16 protein-coding genes are annotated in these 16,757 nt (G+C 49.3%); 12 read left to right on the top strand and 4 right to left on the bottom strand.

Features of this window, described 5'->3' with window-relative positions; translation table 11 throughout:
- Positions 1 to 17 precede the first annotated feature (17 nt).
- The 6 genes from hflX to ACYQ1O_RS02850 all read left to right on the top strand — a co-directional run bounded on the left by hflX (position 18) and on the right by ACYQ1O_RS02850 (position 7,786).
- Positions 18 to 1,286 carry a ribosome rescue GTPase HflX gene (gene hflX, locus ACYQ1O_RS02875; RefSeq protein ID WP_459990126.1) on the top strand — a complete coding sequence of 423 codons (1,269 nt, stop codon included), beginning with the start codon at positions 18 to 20 and terminating at the stop codon, positions 1,284 to 1,286.
- A 187-nt stretch (positions 1,287 to 1,473) separates the two neighbouring features.
- Positions 1,474 to 2,715 carry an FtsH protease activity modulator HflK gene (gene hflK, locus ACYQ1O_RS02870; RefSeq protein ID WP_459990125.1) on the top strand — a complete coding sequence of 414 codons (1,242 nt, stop codon included), beginning with the start codon at positions 1,474 to 1,476 and terminating at the stop codon, positions 2,713 to 2,715.
- On the top strand, positions 2,712 to 3,575 hold the full coding sequence (hflC, locus tag ACYQ1O_RS02865) for a protease modulator HflC (protein WP_459990124.1): 864 nt from the start codon (positions 2,712 to 2,714) through the stop codon (positions 3,573 to 3,575). The genes hflK and hflC overlap by 4 nt, the downstream gene beginning before the upstream one ends.
- A gap of 78 nt (positions 3,576 to 3,653) precedes the next feature.
- A complete protein-coding gene (locus tag ACYQ1O_RS02860) occupies positions 3,654 to 4,856 on the top strand; it encodes an ATP phosphoribosyltransferase regulatory subunit (RefSeq protein ID WP_459990123.1) in 1,203 nt (400 codons plus the stop codon).
- Positions 4,857 to 4,867: 11 nt separating this feature from the next.
- Entirely contained in the window at positions 4,868 to 6,160 is a 1,293-nt protein-coding gene (locus ACYQ1O_RS02855; RefSeq protein WP_459990122.1) for an adenylosuccinate synthase, read from the top strand.
- A 168-nt stretch (positions 6,161 to 6,328) separates the two neighbouring features.
- Entirely contained in the window at positions 6,329 to 7,786 is a 1,458-nt protein-coding gene (locus ACYQ1O_RS02850; RefSeq protein ID WP_459990121.1) for an outer membrane protein assembly factor BamB family protein, read from the top strand.
- Positions 7,787 to 7,985: 199 nt separating this feature from the next.
- Here ACYQ1O_RS02850 and ACYQ1O_RS02845 read toward each other — a convergent pair whose 3' ends face one another.
- Positions 7,986 to 9,281 (bottom strand): MATE family efflux transporter, encoded by a 1,296-nt coding sequence (locus ACYQ1O_RS02845; RefSeq protein ID WP_459990120.1) that lies wholly within the window; start codon positions 9,279 to 9,281, stop codon positions 7,986 to 7,988.
- A gap of 375 nt (positions 9,282 to 9,656) precedes the next feature.
- Here ACYQ1O_RS02845 and ACYQ1O_RS02840 point away from each other — a divergent pair, with 375 nt between their 5' ends.
- The 3 genes from ACYQ1O_RS02840 to ACYQ1O_RS02830 all read left to right on the top strand — a co-directional run bounded on the left by ACYQ1O_RS02840 (position 9,657) and on the right by ACYQ1O_RS02830 (position 11,762).
- Positions 9,657 to 10,082, top strand: coding sequence for a ribosome-binding factor A (locus ACYQ1O_RS02840; protein ID WP_459990119.1), 426 nt, complete (start codon positions 9,657 to 9,659; stop codon positions 10,080 to 10,082).
- A complete protein-coding gene (locus tag ACYQ1O_RS02835; protein ID WP_459990118.1) occupies positions 10,082 to 11,278 on the top strand; it encodes an RtcB family protein in 1,197 nt (398 codons plus the stop codon). The genes ACYQ1O_RS02840 and ACYQ1O_RS02835 overlap by 1 nt, the downstream gene beginning before the upstream one ends.
- 169 nt (positions 11,279 to 11,447) lie before the next feature.
- Positions 11,448 to 11,762, top strand: coding sequence for a helix-turn-helix domain-containing protein (locus tag ACYQ1O_RS02830; protein WP_459990117.1), 315 nt, complete (start codon positions 11,448 to 11,450; stop codon positions 11,760 to 11,762).
- Here the strand turns inward: ACYQ1O_RS02830 and ACYQ1O_RS02825 are convergent.
- Positions 11,756 to 11,998: a type II toxin-antitoxin system RelE/ParE family toxin gene (locus ACYQ1O_RS02825; protein WP_459990626.1), complete on the bottom strand. Its 243-nt coding sequence runs from the start codon at positions 11,996 to 11,998 to the stop codon at positions 11,756 to 11,758. The two genes, ACYQ1O_RS02830 and ACYQ1O_RS02825, sit on opposite strands and share 7 nt — an antisense overlap.
- Before the next feature lie 212 nt (positions 11,999 to 12,210).
- Between ACYQ1O_RS02825 and ACYQ1O_RS02820 the strand changes: the two genes are divergently transcribed.
- On the top strand, positions 12,211 to 13,263 hold the full coding sequence (locus ACYQ1O_RS02820) for a hypothetical protein (protein WP_459990116.1): 1,053 nt from the start codon (positions 12,211 to 12,213) through the stop codon (positions 13,261 to 13,263).
- A 24-nt stretch (positions 13,264 to 13,287) separates the two neighbouring features.
- On the opposite strand, the gene ACYQ1O_RS02815 is transcribed toward ACYQ1O_RS02820, so the two are convergent.
- Both ACYQ1O_RS02815 and ACYQ1O_RS02810 read right to left on the bottom strand, forming a co-directional pair.
- Complete coding sequence (locus ACYQ1O_RS02815) at positions 13,288 to 13,584, bottom strand: helix-turn-helix domain-containing protein (protein ID WP_459990115.1); 297 nt, start codon at positions 13,582 to 13,584, stop codon at positions 13,288 to 13,290.
- Complete coding sequence (locus ACYQ1O_RS02810) at positions 13,577 to 13,906, bottom strand: type II toxin-antitoxin system RelE/ParE family toxin (RefSeq protein ID WP_459990114.1); 330 nt, start codon at positions 13,904 to 13,906, stop codon at positions 13,577 to 13,579. The genes ACYQ1O_RS02815 and ACYQ1O_RS02810 overlap by 8 nt, the downstream gene beginning before the upstream one ends.
- Positions 13,907 to 14,038: 132 nt before the next feature.
- On the opposite strand from ACYQ1O_RS02810, the gene ACYQ1O_RS02805 reads away from it, so the two are divergent.
- Together ACYQ1O_RS02805 and ACYQ1O_RS02800 are read left to right on the top strand one after the other, a co-directional pair.
- Entirely contained in the window at positions 14,039 to 14,626 is a 588-nt protein-coding gene (locus ACYQ1O_RS02805) for a class I SAM-dependent methyltransferase (RefSeq protein ID WP_459990113.1), read from the top strand.
- A 210-nt stretch (positions 14,627 to 14,836) separates the two neighbouring features.
- Positions 14,837 to 16,753, top strand: a complete 1,917-nt coding sequence (locus ACYQ1O_RS02800) for a transglycosylase SLT domain-containing protein (RefSeq protein WP_459990112.1) — start codon at positions 14,837 to 14,839, stop codon at positions 16,751 to 16,753.
- Positions 16,754 to 16,757 lie beyond the last annotated feature (4 nt).

The raw sequence follows: 16,757 nt of genomic DNA, 5'->3' as shown, positions 1-16,757 counted from the left end.
CCGCATGGAGCCTCTCATTGTTTGACCGTCCAGGTTCTTCGGGTGAACGCGCCGTGCTGGTTCACCTGAGCTTCCACCATGACCAAGAAGATTTGCTCGAACTTAAGGAGCTGGCAAAATCTGCCGGCACTGATCCTGTGCAAGTCATTACTGGCAGCCGCAAAGCACCCGATTCGAAATATTTTGTCGGTACCGGCAAATTGGACGAATTAAAAGCCGCCGTGGTCAGCCAAATGGCGGATGTCGTGCTGTTCAACCATTCCTTAACACCTAGCCAAGAACGCAATCTGGAGACTTATCTGGGCGTGCGCGTGGTCGATAGGAACGGCCTGATTTTGGACATTTTTGCGCAGCGCGCGCAATCCTTTGAAGGCAAGTTGCAAGTCGAATTGGCGCAGCTAAAACATTTGTCGACCCGCTTGGTACGCGGCTGGACGCATTTGGAGCGGCAAAAAGGCGGTATCGGCCTGCGCGGCCCCGGTGAAACGCAATTGGAAACTGACCGCCGTTTGCTGGCTTTGCGTATCAAGCAAATTCAGCAAAAGCTCGACAAGGTCGACAAACAGCGCCACCAAAGCCGCCATAAACGCAAAAAAGCCGACATTCCCACGGTGTCGTTGGTGGGTTATACCAACGCCGGCAAATCCACCCTTTTCAACCAACTGACTGGCGCGGATATTTACGCCGCGGACCAGCTGTTCGCCACACTGGACCCTACGCTACGCAACTGCCGCTTAAGTAATAACAATGACGTGGTGCTGGCGGATACGGTCGGTTTTATCCGCCATTTGCCGCATGAACTGGTCGCCGCGTTCAAATCCACCTTGCAAGAAGCCAGCGATGCCGATTTGCTGCTGCACGTCATTGATGCCCACAGCGATGACCGCGACGACATTATGGTGCAAGTCAATAAAGTATTGACCGACATCAATGCCGACAAAATCCGGCAAATCGAAGTGTTCAACAAGATTGACCTGCTCGACAACATTAAGCCGCACATCGACCGCGACGATCAGGGCAATCCCATACGGGTATGGCTTTCTGCCGCCACCGGTGCGGGTTTGGAGCTGCTGTTGCAGGCTTTGGCGGAAGTGTTCACCAACAATAAAGTCCGCAAACGCTGCCATTTGACCGCTAGCCAAGGCGATATTCGCGGCAAATTATTTTCTTGCACAAAAATAATTGACGAGCATATTGATGACCAAGGCGGCTGCCAGCTGGATATTGAGATAGATGTCAAGCATTTAGGATTGCTCAAAAATGTCCATTGCGAAGACCTGCCCTAATAACGGCAAGCTTTTTCACAAGCCCGTTTAATTTTGGGCTAAGCCCCCGCAAAAAACCAAGATGCCACTTAATTACGATAGAATAGCCAGAACAACTTATTGACACGGAAGCCTTTCAAACCCAACGTCCTGTCATCCCTCTTGGGAAAATAATAAAAACTTAATTCATCCAATACGGAGAACAACTATGTCGTGGAACGAGCCTGGCGGCGATAAGAAAGACCCTTGGAGCGGTCGCGGAGACCAAAACGGCCCGCCTGACCTTGATGAAGCCATCAAATCATTGCAAGAAAAGTTAGGCAAAATTTTCGGCGGCGGCAACGGTTCAGGTGGTGACGGGGAAGATCACTCCTCATTTGGCAACCCCATTGCCGGCATTGGCTATATCGTTGCAGGCGCTGTATTTTTATGGGGCTGCACGGGCTTTTATATTGTCGATGAAGGCAATAATGGCGTAGAAACCCGCTTTGGCGAATACGTCAACACCACCCAATCAGGTTTGCATTGGCATCTTCCCGCACCCATCGAAAGTGTGGAAGTCGTCAATGTCAAACAAAACCGTACCATTGAAGTCGGCTACCGTACCGGCGGCGAATTGGTGGCAGGCTCGGTGCTTAACGAAGCGCTGATGCTCACCAAAGACGAAAACTATGTGGACATCCGCTTGGCAGTGCAATACCAAATCAAAGACGCCAAACAATACCTGTTCAACATCGTCAATCCTTCTGCTACGTTAAAACAAGTCACCGAAAGCGCGCAACGCGGCGTTATTGGCGGCAACACGATGGATTATGTCTTGACGGAAGGCCGTGGCGAGATCGTTGCCGAAATCAAAAAAGAAATCCAAGACGTGATGGACAATTACCAGTCCGGCATCCACATCACCAGCGTCAACCTACAAGATGCGCAACCGCCCGAACAAGTGCAAAATGCCTTTGCCGATGCCATTAAAGCCCGCGAAGACCAGCAACGCTTGATTAACGAAGCGGAAGCCTATTCGAACGACGTGGTGCCGAAAGCACGCGGCGCGGCGGCTAGAAAAATCCAAGAAGCCGAAGGCTACAAAGAGCAAGTGATTGCCCAAGCCGAAGGTGAAACCAGCCGCTTCAGCAAATTGCTGACCGAGTACAGCAAAGCACCGGAAGTGACCCGCAAACGTTTATATTTGGAAGCGATGGAAGCGGTTTTATCCGAGTCCAACACCATCATGGTCGATGTGAAAGGCGGCAACAATTTGCTTTACTTACCCATTGACAAAATGCTTCCCCATAACACCAGTACCGCTTCGGCAACCGCCCCGACATCCAGCCAAGCTGACGTGCAACAACAGGCGGCATCACAACCACAAAGCCAAGCGCAACGATTCATAGCCGAAGACCATGTAGACCATTCATCAAACCGTGGTCGTGATGCGAGGGGGCGTCAATGATGCAAAATAAATCCATTTTAGGGGCAGCCTTATTGGCCGTGTTCTTAATCGGCAACATGTCCATTTTTACGGTTCATCAGACCGAAAAAGCCATCAAATTCCGCTTCGGTGAAATTGTCAAATCCGACTATGAGCCTGGCCTGCAATTTAAGTTGCCTATCATCAACAACGTCAAAGTGTTTGATGCCCGCATCCAAACCATGTCGTCCAGACCTGAGCGGTTTTTGACCGCAGAAAAGAAAAACGTCGTGGTCGATTCGTTCGTCAAATGGCGTATCGGTGATGTCAACAAGTACTACACCGTGGTTTCAGGCTCTGCCGACCAAGCCAACATGCGACTGGATCAAATCATTAAAGACGCTTTCCGTGGCGAGTTCAGCAAGCGCAACATCAAGCAATTGGTGTCCAGCGACCGCAGCACCATCCGTGAAATTTTGGTGAAAAACACCAAAGCTTCGGCGGCGGAACTGGGTTTGGAGATCATCGACGTGCAAGTCATGCGCATTGACTTGCCCGAAGAAGTCAGCAGCTCGGTGTTCCGCCGAATGGAAGCGGAACGTGAGCGGGTGGCGCGCGAATTCCGCTCGCAAGGTGCTGAAGCGGCTGAACGTATCCGCGCCGATGCCGACCGCCAACGCACCATTACTTTAGCCAATGCCTTCCGCGAAGCGGAAAAGCTACGCGGTGAAGGCGATGCCAGATCGGCAGAAATTTATGCCCAAGCTTACGGTCAAGATGCTGAATTCTTTAATTTTTACCGAAGCTTAAACGCCTATAAAAAGACATTCTCCAACGGCAATACCTTGGTGCTTGATCCCGACTCTGATTTTTTTCAATATTTTAAGAAACAGGGCAAGTGAAATAAGGTATTATTTACCGTTTTATAACAACACAAAACGCTCCTTCTGGGGCGTTTTGTTTGAGTGGACTGTCAAAACATGCAACAAAAAAACCCTTGGCTATTACCGGACGGCATTGAAGAGCTGTTGCCAGAAGCCAGCCAACAGCTTGAAAGCCTGCGCAGCCGGCTATTAGACCTGTTTGCTTGCTGGGGTTACGCGCTGGTTATCCCGCCGTTTATCGATTATTTAGACTCTTTGCTAACAGGCTCAGGCCACGATCTGGCACTGCAAACCTTTACGTTGACCGACCAAATCAGCGGCAAACTGCTGGGCGTGCGTGCCGATATGACCCCCCAAGTCGCCCGCATCGACGCGCACAACTTAAAAGCCGATAGCCCCAACCGTTTGTGTTACGTCGGTACCATTCTGCACACCCGTGGCGATGCCTTGGAAAAAACCCGCAGCCCCATGCAAATCGGTGCGGAGCTGTACGGTCATGCCGGACAAGAAAGTGATGTCGAAGTGATCCGCCTGATGCTGGAAATGCTTGCCATCACCGGTCTGCTGAATGTGCATTTGGACTTGGGCCACGTCGGCATTTACCGCGCCTTGTGCAAACAAGCCGGTTTGGACAAAAACCAAGAAAGCCAATTGTTTGACGTGTTGCAACGCAAAGCCCGCCCCGAATTGGCGGAGCTGATGGCTAGCTTTGCCATCGACGAAACGGTTAAAGCCATGCTGCTGAAATTGCCGGAATTGAACGGTGGCCTGGAAACCTTGGCGAAAGCCAAAGCGGCATTGTCAAACGCCAATGCCGAAGTGCAGCAAGCCTTAGCCGACCTTAGCGCCATTGCCGAACAACTGACGCGCCGTTACCCCAATTTGCCCATCAGCTGCGATTTGGCAGAACTGCGTGGCTACCATTACCACACCGGCATTGTTTTCGCCGCTTTTGTGCCGGGCATAGGCCGTGAAATCGCCCGTGGCGGACGCTACGATAATATTGGCGAAGTGTTCGGACGTGCGCGCCCTGCCACGGGCTTTAGCGCCGACTTGAAAGTGCTGTCAATGTTGAACCGCCAACAACAAACGGGCGAGCCAAAAGCACTGATCTTTGCGCCTTGCCTGGAGACAAGCGACGTCAACTTCAATGCTTTGGAAGAAGCCATCCGCGCTTTGCGCGCCCAAGGCCAAGCCGTGGTACAGCAACTGCCCGGCCAAACCGGTGGCGCAAACGAATTGGGCTGCACAGCCGTGCTAGCAAACGATCATCAAAATTGGGTTATCAAACCTTTATAACTGGAATCATTATGGGAAAGAATGTAGTCGTCATCGGCACTCAATGGGGTGACGAAGGTAAAGGCAAGCTGGTCGATATTTTGACCGAACAGGCGCAAGCGGTTGTCCGCTTTCAGGGTGGTCACAACGCTGGGCACACACTGGTGATCGGCGGCAAAAAAACTGTCTTGCACCTGATACCATCAGGCATTTTGCGCGAAAACGTGCAATGCATGATTGGCAACGGTGTAGTGCTGTCGCCTGTGGCGCTGATCGAAGAAATTGAATTCCTCGAAGCCGCGGGCATCCCCGTCCGCAGCCGTTTGCTCATCAGCGAAGCATGTGCATTGATTTTGCCTATTCATGTTGCTATCGACCAAGCCCGTGAAAAAGCCCGTGGCAGCAAAGCCATCGGTACCACCGGACGCGGCATTGGCCCGGCCTACGAAGACAAAGCAGGACGCCGTGGCTTGCGTGCAGGCGATTTGCGCAACCCCACCGCCTTTGCGGAAAAATTGAAAGACTTGGTTGATTACCACAACTTCATGCTGGTCAATTACTACCACGCCGAAGCCGTCGATTATCAAAGCATTTTGGACGAAGCCTTACGTTTGGGTGAGCAAATCAAGCCGATGTTGACCGATGTCAGCGAACACCTCTACCAACACTTGGAGCAAGGCAACAACCTGTTGTTTGAAGGCGCACAAGGCGCATTGCTGGATTTGGACCACGGTACTTTTCCGTACGTCACGTCATCCAGCACCACCGCAGGCGGTGCCGCCACTGGCACGGGCGTAGGCCCCTTGGACATCGACTACGTGTTGGGTATCACCAAAGCCTATTCCACCCGCGTCGGCAACGGCCCATTCCCAACCGAATTGCACGATGCCAATGGCGAATACTTGTGCGCCAAAGGTTTTGAATACGGCGCAACCACAGGCCGCAAACGCCGCACCGGTTGGTTTGATGCGGTTGCCATGCGCAAATCTGCCAAGCTCAACAGCTTAAGCGGCATTTGCCTGACCAAGTTGGACGTGCTCGACGGCATGGAAACCATCGGTATCTGCAACGCCTACCGCTTAAACGGCGAAATCACCCAAACCGCACCGCTGGGTGCCGACCAATACGAAGAATGCCACGCCATCATCGAAGAAATGCCAGGCTGGGCAGGCACGACAGCAGGTTTGACAAATTTTGATGATTTGCCGGAAAACGCCAAAGCCTATATCAAACGCATTGAAGAGCTGGTCGGCGTAAAAGTCACCATCTTATCGACCGGCCCGGATCGCGAAGAAACCATTATTTTGGAAAATCCATTTGCTTGATTAGTGGTTTAGAAAGCCCGCATCCATGAGCGATTGGATGCGGGCTTTTTTGTGCCTGTCATATTTTTTTTGCCAAATCCGTGTTAACCTCGAACGGGTATGGCATTCACTTAAACAATAAGTTGGCCTTTTCATTGCAAAGCCAACCACTACTTAACTGAGGCGAAAATGAAACAGGCAAACACCATTAAGAATCTGGTTTTACTCTCAACGTTATTAAGCAGCGGCATGGCGTTGGCAAGCGACCAATGGCCTATGTATCAGGCCAATCCGTCACACACGGGCTATTCGCCGGTCAGTTTGAATGCCAGCGATATTGCATTTAAATGGAAAAAAACACTGGGTACGCTGCCGTTAAATCCGGTCACCGCTGCCGAAGGCCGCATCTTCGTTTCCGAAAAAGGTTATTTCGGCGACCAAAACCTTTATGTTTTGTCCAAAGACAGCAGCGTGTTGTGGAGCAAGCTGTTCTCAGACATTAACTCCGTCAATCCTCCCAGCTTTGCAGACGGCAAAGTTTATCTGCAAACCGGCAACCATACGCTAGGCACTTTTTTGTCCGCTTATGATGCCCGCAACGGCAATTTAATTTTTCAAACTCCACACGAAGCCCAGTGGGAACGCTATTATGCGCCCACGATTTACAAAGGTACGGTTTACGCCAATGGCGGCTACTACGGCGGTATGTATGCGTTCAATGGCAAAGGCGGTAAAAAAACTTGGTTTGCCGCATTAAACCAATACGACCAATGGACACCCGCCGTTGACGGGCAGTGGGTTTATGCGTATGTCGGCAGTTACTCGCCGGGCCTTTACGTGGTGGACAGGACAACCGGCGCGGCGGTTTTCAACATAGCCGATCCTGATTTTGTCTGGGATGGATGGAGCATGAATTTGGCGCCTGTGCTGGGTGGTGCGAATGACGTCTACGCCATCCACGATGGCCGGCTCATTAAATTCAATACCAGCACCAAGGCCATCCAATGGCAAAACGATGCCAATTACTTCGGGCAACCCACGTTTGCCAACAACAGGCTTTATGCCATTGCCTCAAGCACGGTGGTTGCGGTCAACAAAAACACCGGCGCACCGATTTGGACTTGGCAAGCACCGGCCTCTGACCCGTTAACCAGCAACATTATTGCCACTAAAACACATTTGTTTGTCAGCTCTGACAGCCACACCTACTGCATCGACTTAAGCACCCACCAAAGTGTTTGGTCGTATGCCGTAGGCGGAAACCTGACCTTGGCAGAAAGCACGCTGTATGTTGCCGATAAAACCGGCGCGCTCAGCGCTTTTAAATTGGGTTTAAGCGACGTTTACGCACCAACGACTTACTTCTTTACCGGCGGTACGCCCGTCAACACGACCGTTTCCAAAAACATCACCCTCAAAAATTTGGGTGACAAAACCCTTAACATCAGCAGCGTCAGTTCCGATTCGGCTGTTTTTAAAGTGGAAACCAGCCCTGTTGCCTTTGCCATTCCCGCCAACCAAAGCAAGTTAATCAAAGTCAGCTTTACGCCCACATCCGCCGCCACCTTCACAGGCAAGCTCATTGTTAAAAGCGATGATGCCAATGAACCTGAAGTGCGTACCGCAATGGAAGGCAAAGGCCTTTAAACCAGCAAAGTCCCTCGCTGCCATTAAGTCTTTGTTCACGGATTTTTCCGTTCATCCATCGACAAGCTCAGGACGAACGGAAAAACCCTGCCCCATACAGCCTATCCCATTGATAGGCTTAACTTAATGGCAGTGAGCAAAGCCCCTGTAACACGCGTCAAGATTGTTGCAGGGGCTACTTGCCAGCACATCAGCCTTATCAACGCTGCCATTTTCCAGACCTGACCGACCACCACTTGCCCGCCGCTTTTAGCAAGGTTGAGACATTCACCACCCACCACACCGCCGCCGCGCCATAGCCAAAATGGACAGCGAACAGCCAACTAAACGGAATCCGCAAAATGTTTAACGGTGCGGACCAATAAAAAATCGACTTGGTTTTGCCCGCCCCACTTAGTACGCCTTCAGCCAAGGTTTCGTAAGCCATCAGCAATTGCGAGAAGGCCAATATTTGCGCATAGCGCACGGCTTCTTCCAGCACTTGCGGGTCGTTGGTAAAAAAACCACATAATGGCTCGGCAGCAAAATAAAACGTCGCTGAAACCAACAACCCGACCAGCGTCAACATTTTAAAGCCCAGTTTGATGGCCTGTTTGGCATGGTCGATTTGGCCTGCGCCCAAGCTTCGCCCGACAATGCTGGCGATCCCCATTGAGAATCCCCAAAAAACAGGCCAAGTAAAACCTTCTAAAGCTGAAAAGCCAATGCCCAAAGCCGCATTGACCGCTGCACCTAAAGGCGAAATCACCCAATGCAGCATGGCGGCGTAAACCAAAGCAAACATCAACGTTCCCCAGCACATTGGCAGGCCAATTTTGGCGATGCCCAGCACGGTTTTGTTGAAGGCCAAATCCTTAAGCCTAAACGGCGTGCGCTTCCTTAACGTCAGCAAACCAATCAACATCGCCACCGCCTGGCTCAACCCCGTCGCCATTGCCGAACCGCCAATGCCGTAACCGAGCTGATAAATGCACACCGGGTTTAGGACAATATTAAGCACCGTCGCCACAATTTGCAGCAGCAATACCGTACGCGTCTGCCCATAGGCGATAAACACCGCGTTAAGTGTCGGCATAATGGCTTGCGGCAAGCAATACAAGGCGTGCCAGCGCAAATATTCCGCCGCTTGTCCGGCAACTTGGTCGGACAAGCCCAGCAGTTTTGATAGTGCAGGCGAATACGCCGCGCTAAAGCTCAGCACCAAGCCGCCCAGCAACAGCGCCATCATTAAAGCATTGCCGACCAATTGTTTTTGCTCGGCAGGTTTGTCCGCACCAATCGCCCGCGCCAACAAGGCCAGCGTTCCGGCAGAGACAATCGAATAAGCCGCGTAATAGGCAATCAGGATAAACGTGCAAGAAGCAATCGCCGCTTGCGCCTCCACACCCAGCCATTGCACGGCATGTTGGTCAATGACGCGGTAAGCGTTATCCAGCATTGCTGATAAGGCAATCGGCAAGGTGAGGGCGATCAGTTGTTTGCTGGTGATGGTCATAGCGTGGGGAAAAGTAGCGGCAAAACCGACAATAAACCCTGCTGGGTGCGATTAGTCAAACGGCGGTTTTTTTTACTAAGGCAATATCCGCCCTGCTGTCAGTAAAAGACGCTATTGAAAAAACCGAATACGTTGATTGTTTTGACAAAACAGAAAATTCTCTGTAGATTGCCGCGCTTTCCAACCTTTACCCGCATTTAGGAGGCTGCCATGTTAGATAGTGTAATGATTTCCAGCCTCGCATCTGTTACCCCTCGGTAATTCTGCCGATTCTTACGGATCGGGGCTTCCACAAAAAATAACCTAAATTTTTTAACACGACCGGACACGGTAGGGCTTTGTTTTGCCCTGCGTTTTTGGTCAGTGGGAGTTCGTATGAATAAGCAACGTCTTTGGACGAAACAAGCGGCGCATTTGTGTGCCGAATTTGGCGCAGAGGATGGCGTAGACCCGCGCTATGCCAAACGCCATCAAGCGCGAAAACAAACACCGCGCAAAAACCTGCAATTATGTAAAGAAGCGGCGCGGATTGTCGCGCTGGTACTAACAGGCGAAACCCAACATCCGATGTTGCGCGATTTGCTGGTGTTGTCAGTCGAGCCAGAAAATGATGGCGCGTGTATTTGCGTCACCGTAGGCCAATATGCCGCCGACAGTTTGGCGGATGAAACCGACGTGCTGGCGGCGTTAGGCCGTGTGCAAGGTTTGTTGCGCTCGGCCTTGGCACACGCGCTACATCGTAAACACACGCCGACGTTAAGCTTCCGTTATGTCGGTGTCATTAGTGAAGGAGGTATCTGATGCCGATTCAAACCGTTATTACTAAAGGCAAAGTGCCAGTAAAAATCTACACCGACACTATCGAGCCGGAAGCCTACCGACAGCTCCTGAAACTATCGGAATTGCCGTTCATCCATAGCCACATCGCGGTCATGCCGGATGTCCATGCAGGTAAAGGCGCGACGGTCGGATCGGTCATCCCGACGGCGGGCGCGATTATTCCGGCGGCGGTGGGCGTGGATATTGGTTGCGGCATGAATGCCTTGCGCTTGTCGATCAAAGCCAAGGATTTGCCGGATAACTTGCGCTCTTTGCGTTTGTTTATCGAAGCGGCGATTCCGGTCGGCTTTAACCAGCACAAAAAAGATGTCGCCAAACCATCAACCGTCACAGGTTTGGCGGTAGGCTTGCATAGCATCTTGGGCAAACATCCTAAAATCAACACCATGCAAAAGAAGCCCTACCAAACCTGGGTGCGGCAATTAGGCACCTTGGGCGGTGGTAATCATTTCATCGAGCTGTGTTTGGATGAAAATGACGATGTTTGGGTGATGCTGCATTCCGGCAGCCGTGGCATTGGCAACGTCATGGGCGAATATTTCATTGCCTTGGCGAAGAAAGACATGGGGCGGCATTTGATTAACTTGCCGGATAAGGATTTGGCCTATTTCAGCGAAGGCGCGGCGTATTACGACGATTATCTGGAAGCGGTGGCCTGGGCGCAAGATTACGCACTCATCAACCGCCGCGAAATGATGCAGTTAGTCTGCGAAGCCTTGCGTAAGAAATTGCCCAAGTTCGGCATCACCAAAGAAGCCATCAACTGCCACCACAATTATGTCAGCCGCGAAAACCATTTTGGCGCATCGGTGTGGATCACCCGCAAAGGCGCGATCAGCGCAGCTGAAGGCGAATTGGGCATCATCCCCGGCAGCATGGGCGCGAAGTCTTACATTGTGCGCGGCAAAGGCAACCCGCAATCATTCTGCTCCTGCTCACACGGCGCAGGCCGCGTCATGAGCCGCTCCGCCGCTAAAAAGCAATTCGACAGTGACAATGTCGAAGCGCAAACCAAGGGCGTGGAATGTCGTAAAGATAGTGGTGTCGTGGATGAAATTCCGGCGGCTTATAAAGACATCGACCAAGTCATGGCGCATCAGCATGATTTGGTTGAGGTGGTGCATACCTTGCGGCAGGTGTTGTGTATTAAGGGTTAGCGTATTTGGGTTCGGAGTCCAAAACATGTTTTGGACTCCATTTTCTAAGCGGGATTCGCTTGTTTCCAGATTCCATTTTTGAAACGAGCGCAAACTAACTCAAACGCAATTATCTAAAATTATATATAATGCCAGCCCACCACTTAAACCTTAAACGGACATTTTTATCATGGCCTTAAAGTATTACGACAGCCCTTTTCACGTGACACATGATGAAGAAACTGCCAGCAAAATGGTGATGAAAATGGATTTATCCATTATGCTGAGCCGTTTAATTGAAAGCAAACAATGGACGCAAGCACAAGCAGCGGAACATCTGGGTGTCAAACAATCGCGCATTTCCGATTTGGTGAACGCCAAAATTGAAAAATTCACTATTGATGCCTTGTTTGATATGCTCGACAAACTGGGTTTTCAGGTGAGTTGGGATATGCCGACTTTACAAAAGGCAACGGTACTTATCACAACCAAAACGGCTCAATGAGCCTTTTTAAGCTCCGCCAGCAATTCTTTTAAGCGTTGTTCCGCCACTTTCAAGGCTTGCCGATCAACGCCATTGGTAGTTTTGGCAAAAGCATGTAGCACAACCACCGTATCCTCATACTTTGCCACATAAACACAACGAAACGCCGGACTGCCGTTTTTCCTTAATTCAATCACACCCGCACCAACGCTATCCAAATGAATGATAGACAGTTTAGGTTCTTCACCGTATTGGATGCGGCGTAAATCAATGAATGTTAACCGTAAGATATAAATTTATGCTCTTTTGGGCATCGTGTACTTTTTTGGATTCATTTTTCAAAAGAATTGGGAACGTACACTATAAGCACCTAATTTGCTTTAAATTTTTGTTAAACACTGAAATAATGCATTAGGCTCTTTGTACATACCCCCCTTAAATTTTAAAACGCACAGGTTCTAAACATTAAATGCTTACATTTCAAATAAGAGAAGAGGTTAAAAGGATCCTCGAATCATTTATTGACGCTCAATATTTCTTTGATAGCTTAGATTCAATAAATTCTGCATTTCCTCCAATAGATCGATGCATTAACAATATTGCAATTAACGGTGGAAATAAAGCAGTAATAGTAGAAGAATTAAGAGCAAACTTGTCTACAACAAAAAAGCTAATCAACAATGTAAAACCTCGCAGCTTTTTTGCTTCAATTGAAAAAATAAAAAACGAAATCAGTCAAGCTAAATTAATTTTTAGCGAATTATCACAATTAGAGGAAATTGAAACGAACTTGGAAACGCTATCTCATAGTTACGAATCGTTTATAGAAAATTATTCTCCGGAATCCGCATGGACAATGATTAAAGAGTCGAAATCAATATCACCACTCTTAGATGGATTTAAAAAAGGTCTTAGTTTTTATCTGTCCAATTCAGAATACCCTATTCCGAGTCTTGAAGCAGGAAGAGAGCTATCCATTGTACTTTCATCATCAATGAGCCTATCTGAATTTATTTCAAAACTTCAAGCTATAGAAGAGATTTATAAGGAACTGTGTATTTTAACGAAAGTATCAATATCAGAATTTCCAATAGAAATACTAAAAATTGAATCGGGGAGTTTGTTAGCTAAGGTTTTTGGCAACAGTAAAGTTATCGCCCTATTAACCAGCTTGATTACATCAGGTGTAACGTACATATATTCAAACTACAGCCAGCAAGGCCAGCTAGTATCTTTACCTCAAAAAGTTGAAACTATTGAATCTATACTTGAACTTAGAGCAAAGTTAAAAGCTGAAGGTATAGCAGTAGAAGAAATGGATGAAAATATTAATAAAGCATCCGTATTGCTATCTAAAGAACTTAACAGGCTTATCTCTGGACAGCCTGAGATTATTATTAATAATAGAAAGTTATCAGTTGGAGATGAAATTCAAAAACAACTTACACAATCTAAAACTGCTTTGAAGATAGGGTTTGATGATAAATCAGAGAGAAAGGATTATTACTTACCTAAAGATTAGCTTATGCTGTTTTCTGTCACTGAATTAAAGGACACGATCAGCAGTATCAGGCTCAAAACTGATTTTAAGCCGCGAACCTGTCGCCTTGGCGATTTTTTCCAGTGTTTTGGTGGTAGGCATGACATGACCACTTTCCAGCCGTGCGATAACCGATTGCTTGGTTTGCATCCGGTCGGCAAGGGCTTCTTGGGTCAGGCCAGCACGTGACCGCGCGGCAATCACAGCGTTTGCCAATGAAAACTCTTCTTCCAAAGCCTCATAAGCGCTTGAGTAAGCGGCATCTTTCATCCATTTGCTGTGTAATTCATTTATTTTAGTCATCTTGAAGCTCCCGAGCTCGTGTCAAAGCAATTTCAATCTCGCGGCGCGGCGTTTTTTCGGTTTTCTTGATAAAAACCCGCACAATCACCACGCGTTTTTTTCTGGCTGTCACATATAGTGCCCCTGAAATGCCGTCCTTGCCTTTCATCCGCATCTCCCATAACTGGCCTTCAATGTGTTTGATGTGCGGTTCGCGGACATTGTCAAGGCCGACCACTGCGATAAGCTCCGCAATACGGACTAACCGCGCCCGCATATCAACAGGCAAGGCCTCGATTTCTGCATCCACGGATGTATTTAGGGTTTCGATTGTCCACGTCATAGGTCATGAATTATAGCATTATTGTTATAATTTCAATCGCCAAAAGCTATTCTTAGGAAGCTCGGTTTCTAATTTGCAAACCGCCGCCTTCTAACCCAGTCCCTAAAACAACAAAAGCGTCCGGTACATAAAATGCAAAAAGTTTTAAATGTAGGCGGCAGTAGCAAAAAAATTGCTATCCCACCCCAATATGAAGCGTTTGAACACTTATTACTCGATATAGACCCGAAAGGCTCGCCTGATATTGTTTGTGATGCGCGCACGCTCACTTCGCTGGAAGCCAATCAGTTTGACACCATCTATTGCTCCCACAATCTTGAACACTACTACCGGCATGATGTGCGTAAAGTGCTTGCCGGTTTTTTACATGTGCTTAAAGATAATGGCTTTGCGCACATTCGTGTGCCAGATATGAAAGCCGTCATGAAGGCTGCGGTTGAACAAAATTTAGATATTGACGATGTGCTTTACCAATCGCCTGTCGGCCCAATTAGCGTGTCAGATGTGGTGTATGGTTACAGTCTTGAGATTGAACTCAGCGGTCAGGATTTCTATGCCCATAAGACGGGATTTACGCAAAAATCACTTTTGAAGGCATTGCAAGCGGCTGGTTTTTCAAAAGTTTACAGCGGCGAAAGCAATCTGGAAGTGACGGCCCTTGCCTTCAAAGGCACACCTTCCCCAGCAACGCGGGCGCTTTTCCAACTCCCTTCTGATTGAACAAATAAAAACAACGCCACTCCTGCCAGCCCGCCAAACGTATTGGCTTAGCAAGCAGAAGAAAATCCTTAAATTTAAATGCCGGTGATGTAGCTTGTTGTCATATCAGGCCGCTAAACTCTGCCGATAAAGAGGTCTGCATACAGGTTTGTTAAGGTCGCCGAATAGGGTTAGCATGGCGGCAATTTAAACATTGCTGAGATTGCCAACATGAACCGCCCCTTTTTTAAACCAGCGTTAGTCGGCTGTTTTTTATGGTTTTTGCCTTGCTTAGCGATGGCTGGCGATTTGGCACAGCAACGCCAAGACTTCTTGCAGGCCGAGCAGTTATTGACAGATGGCGGCGGTGTGCGTTTTTGGTTGTTGGGTATCAGCCTAAAAGATTATCCGCTCTACCCGTATTTGCAGTACCAGCGCCTGAGCCAGCAGTTGTCGGAAACCGAGCAGATCCAAGCATTTTTGTCCGACTATGCCAATACGCGTTATGCCGAATTGCTGAGGGGCAAGTGGTTGGCTTATTTGGCGGAACAGCAGCGTTGGTCGGAGCTTGTCAGCCATTACTTGCCGCAAAACCAAGACGTGTCGTTGCAATGTCTGTTTTATTGGGCGCAATACCAATCCGGCAACCCCGCGTTGGCTTTGGATGCCGCCAAAGGCTTTTGGTTAAGCGGCGAGTCGCAGCCTAAATCCTGTGACGCCTTGTTGACGGCATTGACGAAATCGCCTCAGATGACCAGCGATCTGCTTTGGCAGCGATTCACCTTGGCTTTGGCAAACGATAACGTTGCACTGGCTGAATATGTGCGTCGATTGTTGCCCGCCAGTGAGCAAAAAACCGCCGAGACATGGCTGAAAATCCACAAAAAGCCTGCCTTGATAGTGGACAATGCTTATCTAACGGGTGACGACCGCATCAGCCAGCAAATTTTATTGCAGGGTATCAGTCGCTTGGCGCAAACCGATCTGGATTTGGCCTTGTCGGTTTGGGATGGCAAACGGCCTTTATTTGCCAGCAACGATGCCGCCGCACAGCGGGTAGACAATCAGCTGGCGTTGGCCTTAGCGCACAAACGCGATAGCCGTGCCTATAACCACCTAAGTCTTCTGTCTGCCCCCGATGCCGAAGCACGTGAATGGCGGGTGCGCGCGGCTTTGTTGGAGCAAGATTGGCCACACGTCAGTGCGGCTTTAGCGGGGCTGACGGCAGAACAACAAAATGATCCGCATTGGCAATATTGGCAAGCCCGCGCTTTCACAGAGGCAGGGCAGCTTGAACAAGCGCAGGCGTTGTTCCGTAAGGTCGCCGAAAACCGTAGCTTTTACGGCTTTTTAGCGGCAGATGCCAGCAACCAGCCTTATCGTTTCGATGATTTCCCGGTGCAGGTGGATGAGATGCAAATGCAGGCTTTGGCTAATGAAGCGGATTTTTTGGCGGCAAGCGAGCTTAACGCGCTAAACCGCCCCGCCGAATTTAATCGCCAATGGCAGTTCGCCTGCAAAAAGCTGCCCAAAGAACGTTTAATGCTTGCCGCCAAACTGGCGCAACGTTGGCAAATGCCGCAGTTGGCGATCAAGACGTTGGTAAAAGCCGATTATTGGGATGATTTGTCGGTGCGTTTTCCGGTTCTTTATGAGGGTCAGGCACAAAACAACAGCGCGTTACATCATTTAAATCCTGCCCTGTTGCTAGGTTTGATGCGCCAAGAAAGCATGCTTGACGCGCAGGCCGAGTCGCCGGTGGGCGCAAAAGGTTTAATGCAGCTGATGCCGGATACTGCCAAGCAGGTGGCTCGCGAGTTGAGCGAAAACTGGCAGGGCGGGCAAAGTTTGTATAACCCTGACACCAACATCCGCTTAGGCAGCCGATATTTTAAAAAATTGCTTGACCGGTTTGACGGACACGCAGCCTTGGCAACTGCAGCTTATAATGCGGGGCCAAACCGTATCCCGAAATGGCTGCCCGCACTTAAGCCTATGCCGGCGGATAGTTGGGTGGAAACCATCCCTTATAAAGAAACGCGTAAGTATGTGACTAGCGTGCTGACTTATGCGCTGATCTACCAACAACGCCTACAAAGCGGTTCCTTGAAAATGCAAAGCTTGATGACAGATGTGCTGCCGCGCTAAAAAT

The sequence above is a fragment of the Methylosoma difficile genome (assembly GCF_054657615.1).
This window is presented reverse-complemented; position numbering and strand designations above follow the sequence as displayed.